Annotated in this window: 12 protein-coding genes; 2 read left to right on the forward strand and 10 right to left on the reverse strand. The window is 41.4% G+C overall.

Features of this window, described 5'->3' with window-relative positions; translation table 11 throughout:
- Positions 1-63: 63 nt before the first annotated feature.
- The 10 genes from C4B60_RS12900 to C4B60_RS12945 form a co-directional block, all read right to left on the reverse strand.
- The gene (locus tag C4B60_RS12900) at positions 64-1,002 is read right to left on the reverse strand and encodes an ABC transporter permease (protein WP_104058413.1); all 939 of its coding nucleotides are present in this window, start codon (positions 1,000-1,002) and stop codon (positions 64-66) included.
- 181 nt (positions 1,003-1,183) lie between these two features.
- Positions 1,184-2,707 (reverse strand): response regulator transcription factor, encoded by a 1,524-nt coding sequence (locus C4B60_RS12905; protein WP_104058414.1) that lies wholly within the window; start codon positions 2,705-2,707, stop codon positions 1,184-1,186.
- A 1-nt stretch (position 2,708) separates the two neighbouring features.
- Entirely contained in the window at positions 2,709-4,484 is a 1,776-nt protein-coding gene (locus C4B60_RS12910) for a sensor histidine kinase (RefSeq protein ID WP_167578657.1), read from the reverse strand.
- Positions 4,485-4,550: 66 nt separating this feature from the next.
- On the reverse strand, positions 4,551-7,682 hold the full coding sequence (locus tag C4B60_RS12915; RefSeq protein ID WP_104058416.1) for an alpha-mannosidase: 3,132 nt from the start codon (positions 7,680-7,682) through the stop codon (positions 4,551-4,553).
- Between the two features lie 34 nt (positions 7,683-7,716).
- Positions 7,717-9,018, reverse strand: a complete 1,302-nt coding sequence (locus tag C4B60_RS12920; RefSeq protein ID WP_104058417.1) for a glycoside hydrolase family 125 protein — start codon at positions 9,016-9,018, stop codon at positions 7,717-7,719.
- Positions 9,019-9,041: 23 nt separating this feature from the next.
- Positions 9,042-11,738 carry an alpha-mannosidase gene (locus C4B60_RS12925; protein ID WP_104058418.1) on the reverse strand — a complete coding sequence of 899 codons (2,697 nt, stop codon included), beginning with the start codon at positions 11,736-11,738 and terminating at the stop codon, positions 9,042-9,044.
- 20 nt (positions 11,739-11,758) lie between these two features.
- Positions 11,759-12,379, reverse strand: coding sequence for a YesL family protein (locus C4B60_RS12930; protein ID WP_167578658.1), 621 nt, complete (start codon positions 12,377-12,379; stop codon positions 11,759-11,761).
- Positions 12,372-13,337: an ROK family protein gene (locus C4B60_RS12935; RefSeq protein ID WP_135122120.1), complete on the reverse strand. Its 966-nt coding sequence runs from the start codon at positions 13,335-13,337 to the stop codon at positions 12,372-12,374. Before C4B60_RS12935 ends, C4B60_RS12930 begins: the two co-directional genes overlap by 8 nt.
- A complete protein-coding gene (locus tag C4B60_RS12940) occupies positions 13,289-14,668 on the reverse strand; it encodes a glycoside hydrolase family 1 protein (protein ID WP_104058421.1) in 1,380 nt (459 codons plus the stop codon). Before C4B60_RS12940 ends, C4B60_RS12935 begins: the two co-directional genes overlap by 49 nt.
- A 154-nt stretch (positions 14,669-14,822) precedes the next feature.
- The gene (locus C4B60_RS12945) at positions 14,823-17,492 is read right to left on the reverse strand and encodes an endo-beta-N-acetylglucosaminidase (RefSeq protein WP_104058422.1); all 2,670 of its coding nucleotides are present in this window, start codon (positions 17,490-17,492) and stop codon (positions 14,823-14,825) included.
- A gap of 436 nt (positions 17,493-17,928) precedes the next feature.
- Between C4B60_RS12945 and C4B60_RS21845 the strand changes: the two genes are divergently transcribed.
- Both C4B60_RS21845 and C4B60_RS12955 read left to right on the forward strand, forming a co-directional pair.
- Positions 17,929-18,660, forward strand: a complete 732-nt coding sequence (locus tag C4B60_RS21845) for a toxin regulator (protein ID WP_104058423.1) — start codon at positions 17,929-17,931, stop codon at positions 18,658-18,660.
- A gap of 348 nt (positions 18,661-19,008) precedes the next feature.
- A complete protein-coding gene (locus C4B60_RS12955; RefSeq protein ID WP_104058477.1) occupies positions 19,009-20,028 on the forward strand; it encodes a zinc-binding alcohol dehydrogenase family protein in 1,020 nt (339 codons plus the stop codon).
- Positions 20,029-20,642: the final 614 nt, after the last annotated feature.

A 20,642-nucleotide genomic window follows, 5' to 3' on the forward strand; every position in this document is an offset into this window, starting at 1 on the left:
CTCCTCCCGCTCTAATAGCTCGGCTGGTTTATCCATATCATCACTCCCCTTGTCCTAAATGAATTAGAATAACGCATTTTCTTCATCTATTTTTCTTACAATATAGTTTGTTAATAAGATTAAAACGAAGCCAACTGTTGCCTGATATAACCCGGCAGCCGTACTCATGCCGATATCTCCCATTGTCATGAGACCGCGATAAACATATGTATCAATAACATTTGTAACAGAGTATAGAGGTCCTGAGTCACGCGGGATTTGATAGAACAGACCGAAATCCGCACTGAAAATACTGCCAATATTTAAGATGGTTAAAATGACGATCAGTGGCATAATCATTGGAATCGTTACATGCCTGATTTGCTGCCATTTATTTGCCCCGTCAATCATGGCGGCTTCATAGTGGGTGCGGTCAATTCCTACTATAGCAGCCAGGTAAACAATGCTGCTGAACCCTACACCCTTCCACTGGCTAATGACGGTAATAAAATAAGGCCAATAATCCGGTTCGTTATACCAGGCTACCGGGTCTATATTAAAAAACCCTAGTACATTGTTAAACAATCCTTTATCCATGCTCAAGAAGGCAAAAACAAAGTAACTAACGACAACCCATGATAAAAAATGAGGAAACAGCATGCCTGTTTGATATACCTTTGCAAGCTTCTGTTTAGTTAATTCACTTAATATGATGGCTACTGCAACTGCTAAAATGAGTCCGACTACGATAAAAACAATATTATATAGCAGCGTGTTTCGTGTAATAATAAATGCATCATTTGTACTGAACAAAAATTGGAAGTTCTCTAACCCCACCCACTCACTATGAAAAACACTTGCAAAAAAACCATCCGGGTGAAATCGAAAATCCTTAAATGCAATGATTTGACCGAACATTGGAATATACTTCATAACAATCAGCCAGATAAATCCCGGCAAAATCATTAGCAGCCAGATACGGTTATCATATAAATTCTTTCCAAATTGTTTTAGTTTCTTCATAGCCTGCCTCCTTTCAACCTTTTACTGCCTACATCAATTATATGAAAACCCTTACATTTCTTATAGTTGAGATATCTTAGATTTAATGGTAAAAATAAATACAATTTTTTAAAGCTTTTGTAAACACAGCACTTCTATCAATCTACTAATAAAAAAGAAACCTCCTGATAAGAGATTTCCTTTACACCTGCATATGTTTTTTTCTCCATTCTGATGGCGTAACTTTTTCATACTTTTTAAACTGCTTATAAAAATACGTAGCATCGGTGTAGCCTACTTTTTTTCCGATATGGCCAGCCTTTTCGTAAGAGTTTAACAGCAGATTTTTAGCACGGTCGATCCTAAGTTGATTAAGATATTTAGTGAATGAACTCTTCACTTCTTTTTGAAACAGCTGCCCTAAATAAATGGGATTAATGTGAAAGGTGTGACCTAACGTTTTTAAGGACATATCCTCTGAGTAATTTTTATGAATATAAGAAAGAACCGTTTGAACAATTGGGCTTTTCTCCTCTTCAACTGTGCGATCCTGTTCGATTAAATCTGTGCATTGATCAATAATACCTAATGCATCCTCTGCCTGCTGCAAATAAAGAATCTGATGAATCATTTGGATGTAATGCGTGTACTCCAGCGAAATCATGAACTTATTCTTGACCTGGAAAAAGAACTCCAGCAATACACTTTTTATCACGAAAAATTCTTTGTTCTGCTCCAGTTGAATAAAAACTTCTTTTAAATAATGTTTAACCGAATCATAGTCCTGGTTGGCTAGCTGCTCCATTAATTCAGGCTTTAAATACCTGTGGATCTGTATATCCTGATCTGCATTTTTACGGGAGGATTTTAAATACATTTGTTCAGCCATCAAATGATCCTGATCCGGCAAGAGCAGCTTTAACTCACAGGCCATCTCCAATGAGCGGTAGACAGCAGGCACTTCTTTAAAGGAATCTACCGTACCGCTAATTACATACACATGCTCTCTACCGGCTGCCTCGTGCTGGATAAGAGAAGCAAAGACTTCTTTTTCCCTTTCAAAATCCTGCTCTGAACCTTCACACCAGATTAAAAATAAATCACCAGACGGGGTTATCACGGCAACTCCATTCGTCTCCTGTTCTATTTTTGCCTGAAGAGAGTACAAAAGATGCTCTGTCTGCTCTTCCCAATCCAGTTTTAATAGCCCAAGATGCATGGGTGCCCGGAATTTCGTTGTCGGGTAAAAGGAAAGTCTTTCTTTGAAATCTTGATCATCCATTTTCCCCATTAACCAGCGCCAAATAGAATGATCACGAAGAATGAGAACCGACTCTTCTTCCAGTGTTGAACGTTCTATTTTCTCTTTTACATGAAGAAGAGATGATAAAAACTCATCTTCGTTAACCGGTTTTAAAAGATAATTTTCAATTCCAAGCTTTAATCCCCTTTTAATAAGATCAAACTCTTGAAAACCTGATAGAATAATAGACTTTATTGACTCATTTTCCTGGTTAATCTTCTCGATCAGCTCCAGCCCTGTCATTTGGGGCATATTAATATCGGTAATTAATACATCAAACTGGATGCTTCGCGACTTTTCCAATGCTTCCAGCCCATTTTCAGCTGTCGCCACAACCTCAAAGCCGATCGATTCCCAATCAATGATATAAGTTAACCCCTCTAAAATAAGTGGTTCATCGTCTACCAGCATGACTCTGATCATGTCAATCCACCCCCCTTATCAGTGGCAGCATTACGGATACAGTAGTCTTTACATTTGGCGTACTCGTAATGCTGACTCCGTATTGTTCCCCGTATTTTAAACGTATTCGCTGATTCACATTTCCGAGTCCAATGGAATTCTCAGACCCTTCCCCGCGCTTAAGTCTTTCTTTGATCCCATTTAGTCTATCACCTTCAATCCCACTCCCATTATCCTCAATATCAATTTTAAGGGAATTCTCTTTTTCATAAATCGTAACGTTCACCTGGTTTACTTCGCTTCCCCTTTTGAATCCATGGAGTAAAAAATTCTCAATTAAAGGCTGCAGGATAAATGGAGGCAGGTAATAGGAATAATATTTTTCGTCGACCTCGAAATGGCTGTTTAACTGATTTTTAAATCTTATTTTAAATAATTCAATATACTGAAGGGCATGCTTCATTTCTTCTTCCACTGTTACCACATCAGCACTTTTTAACGAATAACGGAATAATTCAGCAAGCTGGACGATCATTTTGGCGGATGTTCTACCACCTTCAGCAAGGGATTTCATCCGGATCGCCTCAAGTGTGTTATATAAAAAATGAGGATTAATTTGCGCCTGCAGATTAGCAAGCTCTGCTTCGGTTTGTTTCAGCTTTGAAAAATAAACTTTGTTAATATAGTTATTCAGCTCATCCAGCGTTTCATTAAAGGTGTGAGAAATAATCGTCAGATCATCATCTACTTTTGTTGCATGGATTCTGGCTGTCAAATTGCCGTTCTGAACGTCTCTCATCTTCGTAAGAATTTCATCAACCCGCTTTGAATAACCCCTCAGTGAAAAATAAGGAAGAGCAATCGCAACGACTGTTAATACAAGAATGATGGAAAAAATCGTTGTTTTATACGTAAGCAGCTGGGCGATCTCTTTTTCCGGAATAACAGCTGTGACCATAAGCTGGCTCGCAGGATCAATAGAGGACTGAATATAATAACGGTCATCCCGTTTTACCTGCTTTTGGACAACAGTATAATTTAATTCGTCTATTAAACTTTCAGAAACACTGCCATAGGAATAATATAAATTCCCCTGCTCATCAGTAATAAAGATCGTTCCTTGAGCCGGTGTGTCTCTTAGGGATAATAGCCGGTTAATATTTTCATAGCTGAAATACACCATTACTTTTCCAAGCCGGTCCATTGAAACCGGATCATTGATTTGCTCTTCCACGATAAACATGTCTTTAGGAGGCTGATATGTCTCAACAGGTGCTGAATTATACGTATCAAACTCTGTCGCATGATCTTCCTTGTAATGATTACTTTGATTCCATCTGCTATGGTCATAGAGATAGACGTATTCTGTTCCTAAATTTTCATTTCGAATTTGCAGCGCAATCGCTTCAGGATCTCTGGAAAAATAGTTCTTCACGTAAATATCAAAATTGTAGGGCACGAAGGAATCGCTTGAGGAAAATTTATCGAGCCGGTAGCCGATGTACTCCTGGTAATCATGCTGCAAGGCAAATGCCAGATCTTCAATGAGCCTCTCTTCCAAATAAAGCTGCCGAATCCCTTGATTTACAAATTGATGCTTTTCCTGAAGCTCGGACTTAATCTCGTTGATGAGCGTTTCATGCCTGTCAAGCTCCCGTTGAACAATAAAATCAGAATAATATTCGGATAGAAAAACAAATAACGCAGACATGGTTAGAAAAATGATGAGGGAGTACGTTAAAAATACACGATAAAACATTCTGCGGCTTATTTTTTTAATATAGCGAAGCGCTTTCAATTTCATCACTCCCCGGTAAAAGGTAAAAGAAACAGAGACTAAATTTTCATAGCCCCTGTTCTCCTCTTACCTATCTATCTCAATTTCAATTGTCTTAATTTCATATGGAGCAAAAGCAAGAGTCATCTCACCCTCACTGAAGTCAGTCATCACTTCATCCTCCATGAGATTCACTTCTCTCCACTGTTTTATCTTAAGCCCGCTCTTTAAGGCTACGGCACAACGCGAACCTTCCATTTCATGAAGCCTTAAGATAATGGTGTCTCTTTCTTCAGCTTTTTTAATCGTATCAAGAATAACCTGATTACTTGATAGCGAAAATAGTGACTGTTGAAAATCAGGATGGACGCTGCCGGCTACAACCCTTAGCGGAGAATTCAGGTAAGTTACCTCCCGCTCTACATCCTGTTTATTCGTTTGCCCGCTAAATGGGTAAATGGAGTAAACAAAATGATGGGATCCAATGTCTGCTAAAGGATCGGGATGAACCGCCCCTTTTAATAAGGATAGTGCTAGTACATTCTCTTTAATCGAATAACCGTATTTGCTGTTATTCATCAGACTGATTCCGTAATAAGGTTCTGCTAGTGCAGCCCATTTATGGCCGACTGATTCAAATCGTGCAAAGTCCCATGATGTATTCCAGTGGTTTGGCCGTTTCACATTGCCAAACTGTATATCATAGATGGCTTCTGTCGTACGAATAGCTACCGGGAATTCAACCTTAAGAAGCTGCTGGCGCGCTGTCCATGTCACATCTGTTTCAAAATCAATTCGCTTTGTGTGAGAATAACTATGAATCTGCTGAACAATTTCCGCCTGAGGAGAACTCCATACTAAGCTTACAGTTGTTTGCAGGGGTCCATTTTCAAGTATAGTACACTCTTTTAAGAAATCAATAGAAGCAGATTTTTCCTGATAGAATAAATCAATGTCCCAGGCGTCATGGGCAAGCGGCTTGTCCTCGTATAGTTTAAACACATTACCAGCTTTTCCGGATTCAATTATTTCTCGCTTCTCTTCTTTATCAAACATGCTTGTCAGCTGACCATTTTCATTCCAGCTAATCGTGTAATACGGAGTATCCCATATGCGCTTCTCCAAATTAATTTCGCTTAATGATTCAGCTTTGTCATCTTCATGGTCAACAGCATTGATCGTTTGATAGGTAAAAGGCTTCGTTTCTTTAACTAAAACGAGGTGATCGCCATTCGTCAGTTTTTGGCTTACTAAATCCTCGCCATCCAGTTGAAAATGACCGGCATGGGAATCCTTTCCTCCTGGTACCACTAAGAGCTGAGGCGTCTCGTACTGGTGCGGATGCGAATACGACCAGCTGGTCTCTTCCCCCTTAATGATGTGATGCTCCTGAGCAGAAATAACCTCATCCTTCATGCTGGCTGCTGTTTCATAATCCCGGTGAGCATCCTCATAAACCTCTGTGATCGAGGAGCCGGGGATGATATCGTGAAACTGGTTCAGCAGCACTAATTTCCATCCTTTTTTCAGTACCTCAGCAGGATAGCTGCTCCAGCCGTGCATGACACTATTCCAGGCTGACAGCCATTCTGCCTCCCGATAAGCAAATTCAAGCCTGCGATTCATTTCTTTCATCTTAGCCTGGCTCGTATAGGTCCCTCTATGATACTCAAGATAAAGCTCCCCGTCCCAGGTGTGCACATACTCATTTGAGCTTTCTACGTTTTCGTGCAGTTTTTTAAAATAATCCTCTGCCTTAGTGGATTTGACTTTTGGCATGCTTGGGATCTCATCAAACTGACGCTTCATTTCAATCATTTCCCGGTTGACACCGCCGCCTCCGTCTCCATATCCATAAGCTAATAGAAGATCTTTATTAAGCTCTTTATCTCTATATTTCTCCCAAATCCCTTTAACAGTCTCCGCTGTAATTAACCCATTATACGTATAGAACCATGAATCCTCCGCTCTTCCCGGCTCAGGTGTTGTAATAAAATGAGTTAAAATCTCAGACCCGTCTATACCTCTCCAGTTAAACGTATCATGAGGCATGCGATTGTACTGATTCCAGCTGATTTTTGTCGTCATAAAGGTATCAATTCCGGACTTACGGAGAATTTGGGGCAGCGACCAGCTGTAGCCGAATACATCCGGCAGCCAAAGCGTTCGATTTTTTTGATTAAATTCTTTTTGGAAAAACTGCTTTCCGTATAACAGCTGACGAACAAATGATTCACCTGAAGGAATATTGCAATCAGCCTCCACCCACATTGATCCTTCAACTTCCCATTGACCGTCTTTCACCTTTTGCTTAATCGCTTCAAACAAGTCCGGATCTTCTTCTTTTATCCATTCATATAGCTGTGGCTGACTTTGCAGATACGTATAATCAGGGTAAAGCTCCATTAATCTCAGGACAGTTGAAAAGGTCCGTTTTGCTTTTTCCTTCGTGTGCTTCGTTCTCCATAGCCAGGCAAGATCAATATGGGAATGACCGATCGCATGAACGGTAACATCCGCATGCTTTTTAAGCTTCCCAAGCTCGGTTTTCAACTTATCAAATGCCTGATACAAGGAATCATAAAATGCATCGCTTCCGGTAGATGACCAATCGATTTGCTCAAGCGACTCATTAAGAATGGATAGCATGATCGAACGATTCGGGTCATTCATGTCCTGTTTTTTAATCGAATCAAGAATGGCTTTTGATTTAAAAAACAATTCGTCTACTCTTTCATCCAAATAGCCGAACCAGGCTTCTTTTAATCGATAGAACTGTTTAGAAGGAACGCCTCCGCCCTCTAATCCGGACCATAATTGAATCGAGATCTCAACTGGTCCGTGCGTAGAGCGGGGTAAAATTACTTCTTTATGATTTGAATCGACTCCCTGGAAGGGTTTTTGATCCACATACACTAACGATTCAAAGCCTGAATTGTTCCCGCCGCCTGTTCTTCCTAAATCCAGGAAAAGAACCGTCTTTTTTTCCTTCCATTGCTCCGGGATCTCAAGTGTACAATTCAACCAGAGATATCGGTCTCTTCCTGACCAGGTGTCGTTAACCGATAGCTTCTCATCTGAAAAGGCTGCCGGCAGCTGATTTTCTTCTCCCTCTTTTGGGCTGTACGTATGAAAATGGCTGATTTGCTCCTGTTTCCGGTAGCGCAGCCGGTCTATTTCATTTATTCGATTTTCAAGTTTTTCAATTCGATAAAACATAGGAAACCTCCAATAAAGAAATTTTCACTTCAGGTTAGCGGGAAAGTGGACTGCCAGGTACATGAAGACCAATTTCGCTTAAAATAAACTCACTGAACATGGAGTTAGCCCATGCAAACCAGGTGCGTGTATACTCCTCCGGCCGATCTGCATTAAATCCTTCGTGCATAAAATAGGTGGAACCGTGTGTATGTTTAAACATGGCAAGGATCTTTGCCCGTTCTTCTTTTGATGCTGCAGTCATCCCCTGTATGGCTAAAGCGATGTGCCAAATATAGTGATCCGGAGTATGCGGGCTTCCAATCCCATCGCCTGAAGATCCTTCATAATAGTAAGCATTGTGTCGGCTCAAGATAAAATTACGGGTATTCCTATACGTTTGGTCATCCAAAGCGGTGTAGCCTAAATATGGCATGGACAAAAGACTTGGCACATTGGCGTCGTCCATTAAGTTTACCTGGCCATTTCCATCTGTTTCATACACATACATTTCGCCAAAAACGGGATGCTGAATTTTCCCATACGTTTCAATTCCGTTTTTTATTTCCCCAGCAAGCTCAGCCATTTGACTGGCAAGTGTTGTTTCTCCCATTTCTGATAACATTTCTTCTGCGTAGCCTAACGTCACTACTGCAAACATATTCGCAGGGATTAAATAGCCGTATAAGCATGCATCATCGCTTGGGCGGAAACCGGACCAGGTCATTCCGGTTTTGACAGAATATCCTCCTTTGCCTTCTCTCAGCAATGTATCAGAAACACGGCAATCATCCCGCTCAAACAAATAAGGGGACTGTTCTTCATGATTCTGCTCCACTTTCCATACATCATGAATCGTCTTAAGAACTCTTTTAAGCTCTTCATTCAGAACTGATCTGTCACCTGTCGCCTTCCAATAAAGATAGGTGAGCTGGATTGGATAGCATAATGAATCCACTTCATATTTTCTTTCCCAAATCCATGGGCTCATGTCGGTGCGGTCGTTTTGATGCCCCTGATTTGAAGGTGTGCGATTAAAAGCGTTCGCATATGGATCCATCAGAATGTACTTCCATTGCCGTTCAATCACCTGCTTTAACATCCCGGCGACCTCTTGATCTTCCTTTGCCAGCACAAGATAAGGCCTTACTTGAGCGGATGAATCACGCAGCCACATCGCTGGTATGTCGCCGGTAATCACAAACGTGCCCTCGTCATCCTGCTTTAATGTTGTCTGGTACGTATTTAAAAAGCAGTTTTCAAATAGCTTTTGAACATCCTGATCGTCCGCGTACACTTCATTTACTTGATTAATAATCTTTTGAAATGATTGCGGGATGTTTTTTTTATCTATCATTTTAGTCTTCTCTCCTTTAATGATTATTGTTCAAATAAAAGTGTAATAATCTGATGAGGCTGAACATTCATTTTTACTGCTCCGCTTCCCATATGCTCCTCTTTATCTTCTAAAATCGTTGATAAATAAATAGCTTTATTTTCAGTTCCCTGAACCGTAAGCTCCTGCACTTTTTCTCCAGGATTAAACCATCTCACAATCATTCCATTGCCTTCTTCAGCCGGTTTGCAGGTTGTTAGAGATAGAGCACTTCCACTCCAGTTCAGCAAATTAGCAGCCTGATCTCCTTCTCCTGCGCTTTGAGCTGTCTGAATAACCACAGTTTCCAGCGGATAGTCATATGCGAGATTGTAGGCTTCTGAGGAAATGACATCTCCCTTATGCGGAATCAGGAAAAATTCTGCCCGCTGCTCTCCAATGCACTGAGCCTCCGGAGTCTCAAATACGCCCCAGTCCCCAAGCTCTCCTACTGACCGAAGCAGCGTTACGGCGATCGTTTTCCCGTCCAGGATTTCGTATTCATGCAGTCCTTTGCCGGCGACAGTTAATCCCTGGTTTGAATCATTTAAGCTGACAAAACGCTGCATATGGTGATCAAAGGAAGGATTACTCCATTGATTTTCTGGCTGATTCGGACGCTTAACAATTTCAAAAATACTGTCCGCGTAATGGTGGCTGTTTCCTGAACCAGCAGGGAACAGCGCACGCAGACGGTGATCCTTCGCCTGATTATTTATGTTCACCTTTACCTCTAATCCTTTAGATCCTTTTTCCAGCACTAAAACGGTTTGAATTTTCAATTCGGCTGACTCCTGATGTCTTCCCGCCGTACGCTCAGGGTGCCAAACTAGGTTTTCCCGCTCAAGCTTCAATTGATCATCCGCCTGTTTGGGAACAGAGAAGGTAGTTGACAGTAAGATGCTTGCTCTAAACGCCGTATTCTCTATCACTTCAATCGAGGATGAGCTATTTTTTGTTGACAATGTTTTTCCGTCTCCACTCGCTTTATACATATACTCATTACCAATATCGCCTGTATCCTCATACGAACCTAAATGGTTATATGCCAGCCCTGTGTTTTTGTCTTTGATACAATAGGTGCCGTCTTCATGGATGGATACGCTAAGATGCTCGTTCTCAAGTTTTTTTGCTGAAGCCTGCCAAATAGGATTGCCTTCACTGAACGTTCTTTCACCAGGAACTAAATGACAAACCTCAAATCCAACCTGGATATCCGTCTCCAGCCAAAAGTTCACTTCTATTTCTTTTGCATAATAAGGCTTTCTGAATCCATCCTTCGGAAGATCATAGCCAAAGGTCGTACCTATTTCTTTTACGTGAGCCTGATGGATTGAGCCGTCAGGACGCTCAACAAAGTAGGATGGAAGATCAATCTTTTTAAGTGCTTCCGGAATGTCCTGAAAATTCATTTCGTCAAAATAGATTTTATGAACAAATACATTTGTTTTGATCACTTTTCCGCAGGCTTTACCGCTTGCATGAAAAAGGACAAGCGGCACTGCATCCGGATTTTGATGGCTTGTTGGCAGAGTGGCTGCAATCTCTCTTGCCTGTTCTTCGATATATCTTTTAGCCCCTTTTTCGACTTTTTCGAACCGCGTTTCCATTTCACGGTGAACCTCATCCACACTGCATCCGCAAATGCTGTCGTGCGGATGATTCTCCATCAGCATTTTCCAATAGAATTCCGTAAAGTCACGATGAAGATCTTTATCCGGCGCCATCAGACCCATCGGCTCCAGTACCCGTTCTAATAACGTCTGGCAGCGATCATTGGCCTGCTTTAAATAGATTCTTGCAGAGGCAGTATTCACAAGAGTGGACCAGCCATCTGTTTTCTGATTACGGAGCTCTCCTTTGATGATCGTCTGAAGCTCTTTTGGCAGCTCCTGCTTGAGCTCGGCTATGTATTCATTAAAGCTTGAATGCTTAAAAGTAACGTTTGGCATCAATTCATTTGCAAGGTCAATCGCCTTTATGACGTCTTTTTGAAGCGGCTGATGGTCACAGCCATTCATGAACAGCAGCTGAGAAGTTGAGGCGAACTTTTCCACATCCGTAAGCTTCTTTTGCCAAAATGCAGCGGCTGCTTCTTTTTCAGCAGGGATTTCGTTGCCATTTGAATACCAATTGGCAAAAAGAATGCCGAGCACCTTTGAGCCATCTGGAGCTTCCCACATCATTTCAGAGTAGGGGGATGAAAAATCATCGCTGTGGTGGACCTGATTATTGAATCCTGTCGGTGTAACGCCTCTTCCAAAAGCAGCCACGTCAATTTTTGCCTGCTTTAAAATCTGAGGGGCCTGGCCATAGATTCCAAATGTATCCGGAAAATAGCCGAGCGTGCCTTCCTGTCCAAGCTTTTTTGTATCCTTCATTCCGTAAAGCAGATTGCGGATATTCGCTTCAGCACTTGTTAAAAAAGCATCCTGCAAAATATACCAGGGCCCTATTATAAGACGCCCCTCACGAATATATTTTTTTACTTCAGCTTCCTTTTGCGGCCGCACCTGCAGATAGTCATCCACCATAATTGTCTGCCCATCTAAATGAAAGCTATGAAAGTCAGGGTCGATTGCCAGCTGCTCCAATAAATCATCAAAAAGCTTTACTAAATAATAACGATGCTCCTCTAAAGACATATACCATTCACGATCCCAATGTGAATGAGAAATAATATGAGCTGTTTTTTTCTCCATTACAACAAACCTCCAACCATTTAATGTGAATGAGTCAATTGCATTTCCTTATAACGGTTCATGGATACCTTCATCACCCAATAAGCAGGCATAACCCCAGGAACAAATGGAATTAACCCGGGCATTTGATAAATCAAGGAACCAACCATAATTAAGCCAATCGCAACTAAAATATTTTGTTTAAAGCTAATGACGGTAATGATAAAAGGCTGAATTAAATATTGCTTAAAGGACTGCGAAAAATGAACATAGTAGGGGAATAAGTATAGAAATGAAAATACATAAATGAGCAATAAAAATAGCAGGAGCATGGTACTAACCAGCGCGATCATCCCGGTAATTTGCGTCACAAGATGAAGGTCAAAAAGCAAAAACGCACCAAGACTTACGTAAATCCAGCCAAGACCGTTTGCTTTCCAGAAATTCTCCCGGTAATAGCGGTGATAGTCCTTTAAGATCGGACTATCCAGCCCGCCAGTTAACCATTTTCTAGTTGTGGCAAACATCGAAACAGTAGCGGGAAAAAGTCCAAGGATCACGCCTCCTAACAAAATATGAGCAAGCCAGATAAGATTTAGCTGCATGATTTTCCAAATCCATAAGCTCGCTTCCGTAAAAAAACTGCCAAGTCGATTAAACATATCTCTCACCCTTTCTATATCGCTCGAGCCATACATACGCAGCCCCAAACAGCTGGGCCTGATCAAGATGCTGACATAATGAAACAGATGGCCGTATCTTCGCAAATGGCTTCTCAGCATAAATGTTATTCAGTTCGCTGTGTACCTGATTCATAAAATCCGGCTGTCTTGTAATTCCCCCGCCGATCAAAATTTTTTCCGGGTCCAGGATGTATTGGATATTGTGGATCCCGACTGCTAATGTATGGAAAAAAGTATGAAGAGACGCCAATGCTTTATCATGATCATTTCCAGCCTGCTGAAATACCTTAGGCCCTGTCCAATTTGTGTAATATGGCGGCTCTTGAGTAAGTCTTCGGGTAATGGCAGAGGAGGAACCGAGCTCACTCCATGTATCGTAGCTGCTCTCTTTCAGGTTGCTTGATAGAATCGTATAGCCAAATTCTCCCCCATGAAGATTAGCTCCTTTATACAGTTGCTTATTAATGACAACAGCTCCCCCAACCCCCGTGCCGCAAACGATACAGGCGAAGGTTTTTAATTGAACAGCCTCCCCATTCCACAGCTCTGCAAGGGCTGCACAGTTTGCATCATTTTCAATGGATACGGGCAGATCATACCTTGCACTGAACATACTGGCTAAATTGATTTCGTGGACAAAAGGAACTGAGCTGTAGCCTAAGCTATCCCCTGCCTCCGTCACACTTCCGGGACTGCTGATTGCAACGCCTATAATGTTATATTGGTTCTTTTGCAGCTCATAATAGCGGTCAATTATAGAACAGAATTGTTCAAGGGAATCAGGAGTCCTGACCTGGGATTTTCCGTTTAACTGACCAGTAGGTGAAACGAGTGCAAGCTTGATAAAAGTGCCGCCGATATCAATGGCTAAAAGATATTCCCGCTCCATCACCATTTGTCCGTTAGCTGATTGGAGGAAGCCAGGGCATTGAACCAATCAGCACTTTTCTTTTTATAGCGCTTGCCTGAAGCGAGATCCAGCCGTACCAGCCCATATCTGTTTTTATACTCATTCAGCCACGACCAGTTATCGATAAATGTCCACACATGATAGCCATAACAGTTCGATCTCTCTTCAATTGCTTTATGCAGCCAGCCCAGATGATCGCTCATAAAGTCGATCCGGTAATCATCCTGGATAATTCCTTTCTCATCCTCAAAGCGCTCTTCCCCCTCTACTCCCATGCCATTTTCAGCAATGAACCAGGGAATATTGCTGTAGTGATCCCGAATGGTGATGGCAATATCATAGATCCCTTTTTCATAGATTTCCCAGCCCCGATGTGGATTGATTTTCGCTTCCGGCCACTGATACGGCTGAAAATACTTGTCCAGACCACTCCCTAAAGGATCCCCTGCTTGTACTCTTCTTGGCTGATAATAATTGACCCCTAAAAAATCAATTTTGTTAGCTCTAATGATCTCAAGGTCTTCTCCAGTAAAGGAAAGGGTAATGCCCTCCTGCTTCATGAACTCGACCAGCTCGGCAGGATACGCTCCTTTTACCGCTGGGTCTAAAAAGCTTCGATTAAAGAGAAGATCTGCATAGAAGGCAGCATCCTGGTCATTCTTTTCATCTGAACTGCGCGGATAGCTTGGCATTAAATTTAATATGATGCCGATCTTTCCTGAATGGCCTGATTTCTTAAACGCCTTAACAGCCTTCGCATGGGCAAGCATTGTATGAAAGCCTGCTTGAAATGCTCTTTTCAGGTCATAGACTGCGGGTAAATGCTTATCATTTAAGTAGCCCATTTCAATCGGAACGATCGGTTCATTAAAGGTTACCCACTCATCAACCAGGTCTCCGAAACGGGTGAAAGCAATTTTTGCATACCGGGAAAACTCTTCTGCCGTCTCCCGGTTTTCCCATCCACCCTGCTTGTGCAGCCGTACAGGCATATCAAAATGGTATAAGTTAATGATGGGCTTAATGCCTTTATCGTTTAACTCTTTAAATACATCCCGGTAAAAGCTGACAGCCTCTTCATTAACCTGAAGTCCATCAGGAATCAGCCTTGTCCACGAGATCGATGTGCGAAAGGAATTAAATCCAATCTCCTTCATCAAAACGATGTCTTCTTTATAGTGGTGATAAAAACCGGACGTCTCTTCCGGCCCGATTTGCTGATAAAACGTTTCAGGCTCTTTTTCGAACCAGTAATCCCATACATTTTGAGCTTTTCCGTTCAGGCTGCCCGCTCCCTCCATTTGAGGACCTGAGGATGCTGCGCCCCATAAAAACTGATCAGGAAAGTTTCTACTCATATCAACTTGCCTCCAATGTTTAGAAATCGCTTACATTTTACTTATCCCTATCATATAAAGAACAAAAAGGACTTGGAATAAGTTCACTCCAAGTCCTTTAATAAACGCATGAAAACTTTAAAAATAACATTAAATACGGGACGCTTTCAAAACGTTAAAACCCATACACCTCAAACTCATACATTCTCGTTGCCTGATCTCCGCCCTGCGTAGGCTGCTGAATGGATAAGCGGACGTACCTGGCCTGTGTTAATGGAATCGAGTGACTGCTGACCGCCTGTGTATTATCTGTTACCTTCGTCACCTCCACCCACTCATCCAGGTCATTACTTACTTCAATGGTGTACATTCTCGTATTAAAGGCTGCCGGCTCTCCCCCCGCCTCTGCATGCTTCAAGACAAACTCTGAAAGCTGATAAGCCTCTCCCAGATCCACTATCATCCAGCTTGCTGAACCAATTGCACACCATTTACTATTTCCAGTAACAATCCCATCCAGTGCATAAGCGGGGCTTTCCGTTGCTGCACATTGTCCGCTGGCTGTAGCCTGTTTATTAAGGGCAACATTAGTGATATTTTTGGCATCCTCTGAAATCGTAATGTATTGATCCTTTACCAGCACATCCTCACCTTCACTGTTACTCGCAACAAGCTTAACTGAGTAGGTGCCCTCATTTTCATAAGTGACAACCGGATTTTCCTCTTCGCTAACTGAGGGGCTTGCTCCTTCAAATGTCCATTGTACGCTTTCAGTGACCTCTGAAGACTGGTTAAAGAAGGTGATCCCTTCCCCGGGAGCCGCGATCGTTTTACTTACACTGAATCCAGCCGTTGGAGCAGGATAGTCCGGCCAGTCAAACGAAGCCTCAGTCCCTTTTTTACTTCTCTCATGATTTTCATTTACCCAAACAATCTCTATCGTGCCAGTATCCTCTTTTCCATCCCTCTTTAATTGAGAAACGTAAAAGACATTGTTTGGAGTGGATCCAAGAAATTCTTTTTTCCCTTTACCGAGATTACGATAAATTTCATACGTACCGTTTTGATTTTCATTGGCATCCCACCTCAACCGAATATCCGCATAAATCCCATCCTTAAACGACAAATCATCTATCACAAAATTTGATGGCTTTTCCGGCTTATCTTTTTTACTCTCTTTATTCGTTACCTTCAGCTCACCTATGTTTAATTGATAGTCTTCGATCACAGCATCACTTTCCGCATATAAAGAAATAGCGGCAATCGATTTTCCTTTAAATTTCTTTAGCTTTATTTCATCAGTTGCCCATTTCCCATTGCTTTTTTTCTTCACATCCAAAAACGTAAAATCATCAGGTGCATCATGAAAGCTGAGTCCAACCTTTAAATTCGATTTCTTTGATGGTGTCTTATACGTAATCGAAAGCTCTGTGTCCTTGTCCACAGGCAGATTTGTTTTATAAAGCTTTACATGGGTGGCATTCTTTTTCGAAAGCTCACCAAAGATTTTCAAGGAGCTTCCTCCATAAAAAGCGTCTTCCCAATCAAAATCAACAGCAAGAGACTCCCCGTCGCTTTCAGTGATCCAGCGCCAGGTAGGCAGGATATCCTGCAGGCTTCGGTTGTTCCAGCTTTTATCAGACTTTACTGTGCCGTCTATTGAGAAAAACTCTCCACTTCCCGTAGTAAAGTGAGTCACAAACGGAAGTGTATCAATCGCGGTTTTTTCATTAAAATAGTGGGCCATCCCTTTCCAGTTATCAGGGTTTTCGCTTGTGTTAGAAGGGTCTTTTGCTTCCCCGACCCAAAATTCATGCTCCCGATTATAAAAATCCTGCATAGTATCAGTGGATTTAAACGCCCAATCCGGACGATAAATTCCTAATGATGCATAAGGCGCTTCGCCATTTGGAAACAAATTATCCCACTCAACATAGGTCTCTGTTCCATTGGCCTCCACATCTATTCCTGCATAAAGGTCATACGGGTTTCTTCCTAATTCTAACGCCTTGTCATACGAGCTTTTTTGGCTGGCATTCCACCACCAGAAATTCAAAAACATGCTGTCAGAAACAGTTTCATTTCCTTCCTGGAAAAACATCGTATTTTGATCGGTTAAATAGTTTTGCCATTTAATACTGCCATCTTTAATCATGGAATCATACCACATGATTTCCATATCCTCTGGTTTATTTTCCTGTAAGTAAACCAGGAAATCCTGCATTTTTTGTGCAGTTTCATGAGTTCCGCCTTCTGTTTCCTGATTGATAAACCATCCATCAAATCCGTAGTATTCTGCAACTTCTAAAAGCTTGTCTGCAGCCGGGAATGATCCATCTTCCTCCTGAGCAAGCATCTGGTCCACCCACTCGTCCTTCCCGCCATATACTTTCGGAGGAAAAAATACATTTCCTAAAATGGACACTCCATTTTTATGTGATGCATCAATGACATCCCCGCTTGGAGGAGTAATGATCCCTTCTCCCGCAGAGCCTGCCCAATACACCATCAAGTCCACGTACTGCCAGTAGCTGAAGGTATTAGCAAAAAATTCTCGATCCCCCTGTGAAGGAACACCACTCGTATTCGGGTTCAAAGCTGATAATGCGACCAATCTGGCATCATCCTGCTGCGTTTCATTGGTTGAATAATGCACATCTCTCGTGGCAAGAGGAATTGTACTTCGATTAAACGCTGCATCCGGATCATTTTCCGGACTCCAATCCAAAAGCCCTTCCGGATACCAATAGGAAGACTCCGGCTGACTCGCTAACGCCTGGCTTTGAAATCCAACCAAGAAAAATGCGAGAAATCCCATTACAATAAAATGTTTTACTTTCACCATTTTCACTCCTCTATGTTTTAGTAGTTTTCAGACTAGCTTTTCGTACTGCTTCACCACCGTTCCTATTAATTGACGAATGACAGCCTTCTAAAATAAAGCGCTTTCATTTTTAAACAATCCTATGGATTTGTCATTGTCTGTTAATTGGATAAAACATAGTAGAGGAAACTAATGATGTCAATCGTTCCCAGCGTAATGGTAAGCTTTTTTCACTTAAACTATAGTTTGTTCATCTATAAGTGAACAAAATTTCTTATCAAAAGCAACATCATCAAGTTTTTCGAGGAGTCACACTTATAAACCAATATGTTGTTTAATTACTATTTTTTGTATACTATATGATCATTTTGTTATATAATATTTTTACTCGTTACCTATTACTTTATTCGTATAGTAATAATTAATAAGTAAACTATTTTACTAGTTGGAGGACATCATGAAAAAATATTTACAAAGCGAAAAAGCAATTATCGTTTATTTGGCTATTGTCTCTCTGGGTCTGCTTTTTTACTCTTCCTCTGCATCGGAAGCGGCTTCTAAAAGTGAAACCTCAATTGTTTCTCTGGAAAAAGAAATAAAAGAGAAACAAAAAGAAATAAGCAGCCTTAGTGAAGAAAATGAGCTGCTGAAAGAAAAAGTCGAGCAAGCTAAACCTTGGTTTGATTTAAGTGAAAAAGAACAGCAGAAAAAAATTGATGAACAAAAAGCTGCTGAAGAAAAAGAAAAACAGAAAAAGGCTGAAGAAGAAGCCGCTAAAAAAGCTAAAGAAGAAGAGGAAGCTAGAATAGCTGCTGAAAAGAAAGCTGCTGAGGAAGCTGAAGCTCAGAGAAAAGCTGAAGAAGAAGAAAGAATAGGATACGATACTGGTATAACCTATGACCAACTAGCTAGAACCCCTGATGATTACAGTGCCTCAAAGGTCAAATTTTCTGGTCAAGTAGTACAAGTTATTGAAGGCGATGGTATTACTCAAATCAGATTCGCAGTTAATGAAAACTATGACAATATCCTTTTAGGAGAATTTGATTCTTCCATTACTGACTCCAGAATTCTTGAAGATGATGTGATAACCATAATGGGGCTTTCTGATGGTTTGATTACTTATGAATCAACAATGGGTGGAGACATTACAATTCCAAGTGTATTGATTCTTAAGATTGAGCAATAATGATTTTTCTTTAACCACACGAGCGTATTCGTGTGGTTTTTCATATTTATAAACGGATATTCAATCCAGAACTAATAAATAGAAACCCTCCCCCAAAAATGCTAAAATACTTAATCCTAATAGGGTCACCGTGACGTATCTAAAGGAGATCTAATTTCACCAGACTCGATTTCACATACTAAATTTGTTCTCTGTTTTAATTCTTTTTACTTTATCCAATAGTTCATGACTGAATTGGGGATGACTTTATCCCCTCTCGTTTTCTTTTTGTAACGACTAACAGCATTTTAATCATTACGTTATAAGTTGTATACTAGTAAGGAAAGGATGTGGTTCATTATGGCTACAATGAAGGCGGTAGGACTAACCCGGTACCTTCCAATTGAAAATCCAGAAAGCTTAGTAGATGTAGTTGTGGAGAAACCAAGAGCGGCTGGTCGTGACATTTTGGTTAAAGTTATCGCCATATCGGTCAATCCGGTTGACACTAAGGTACGTGCTCCTAAAGACAGCGTTGAAGAAGCTCCTAAAATTTTAGGGTGGGATGTTGCAGGTATTGTTGAAGAGTCGGGACCGGACTGCTCGTTGTTCCGTCCGGGGGATGAAGTTTTTTATGCGGGCAGCATTGCACGACAAGGTGGAAATAGTGAATACCATCTGGTTGATGAACGGATTGTAGGGCGCAAGCCAGCTTCCTTGAATTTCGCGGAAGCGGCAGCTCTTCCTTTAACCTCTATTACAGCTTGGGAAGCATTATTTACCCGAATGTCGATTTCTAAAGATTCAGGCGCCAATCAAGAAAAATCCTTGCTGATCATCGGGGCAGCTGGAGGGGTAGGGTCGATTGCCATCCAGCTTGCAAAACAGGCGGGGCTCAATGTAATCGGGACGGCTTCCCGTTCGGAAACCGTCGATTGGGTTAAATCAATGGGCGCAGACTATACCATTAATCACCATGAGCCGCTCCTTCCGCAGCTTGAAGCAATTGGGTTTTCAAGCGTTCCGTATATTTTCTGCCTGAATGCTTTGGAAAAACACTGGGCCGGTATCAGTGAAGCCATCTCTCCCCAAGGAGTCGTTTGCGCAATTGATGACCCTGACTCTCCGCTTAACCTCAAATTGCTTAAGCAAAAAAGCGCCACTTTCGTGTGGGAGTTTATGTTTACGCGTTCGCTTTATGAAACGGATGATATGATCGAGCAGCACTTACTGCTCAATCAGATAGCTGATGCTGTGGATCATCAAAAATTGAAGACAACGCTCGCCGAAGTACTAGGACCGATCTCAGCAGAAAATCTTCGCCAAGCTCACAAGCTATTGGAGAGCAATAGGACGATTGGCAAGGTTGTGCTAGAGAATTTTGTTTAAGCACCTTTTCTCGGAAAGCACCTAATAGAATTTTCTTGCCCAATAAGCAGGTGATACGTTTATTCGCAAGAAGAAATAAATTAGAGCCGGCTGCTGTTTGTAGTCGGCTCTAATTTTGCAATAAGAAAATTATGAAACAATTTATGAAACAGTTCGATATTCCAACATTTTCAGTCTTCCGTGGAACAATTTCTAAAAAACGGCTCTGTTCTCGTCGTTTTTGAAAAGCCGCTTTCGTTTTCCTCCGGATTGCTCGACATCGCTGCCCAAGTTACCAAAAAGGGATTAAATATCTTCACCTGTTAATAGGAAATATTTATAGCATAGCACCACCTAATCTAAACTTACTAATCGCAGGAATAGTATTCAAGCTCTTAAATGTTATTTTGTCTCTTTCAATTTACTATTTTCATCACGTAACTTTTAACTGTATTACCTCCACAAACCGTTCCTTTCCGTCATACCACTTTAGGATAATACAATGGAGAGCAAGAAAAGAAGCGGAATTTTACCCGCTCCATTCATGGATGTACGAATCCCTATGATGACGGGATCGAGTGTATATTTAAAGCGTTTAATGCATATCATGTTTCGATTCAGTCGAGAGGGAGAGG

This window comes from Jeotgalibacillus proteolyticus, assembly GCF_002926065.1.
In the GTDB taxonomy this organism is placed as follows: Bacteria; Bacillota; Bacilli; order Bacillales; family Jeotgalibacillaceae; genus Jeotgalibacillus; species Jeotgalibacillus proteolyticus.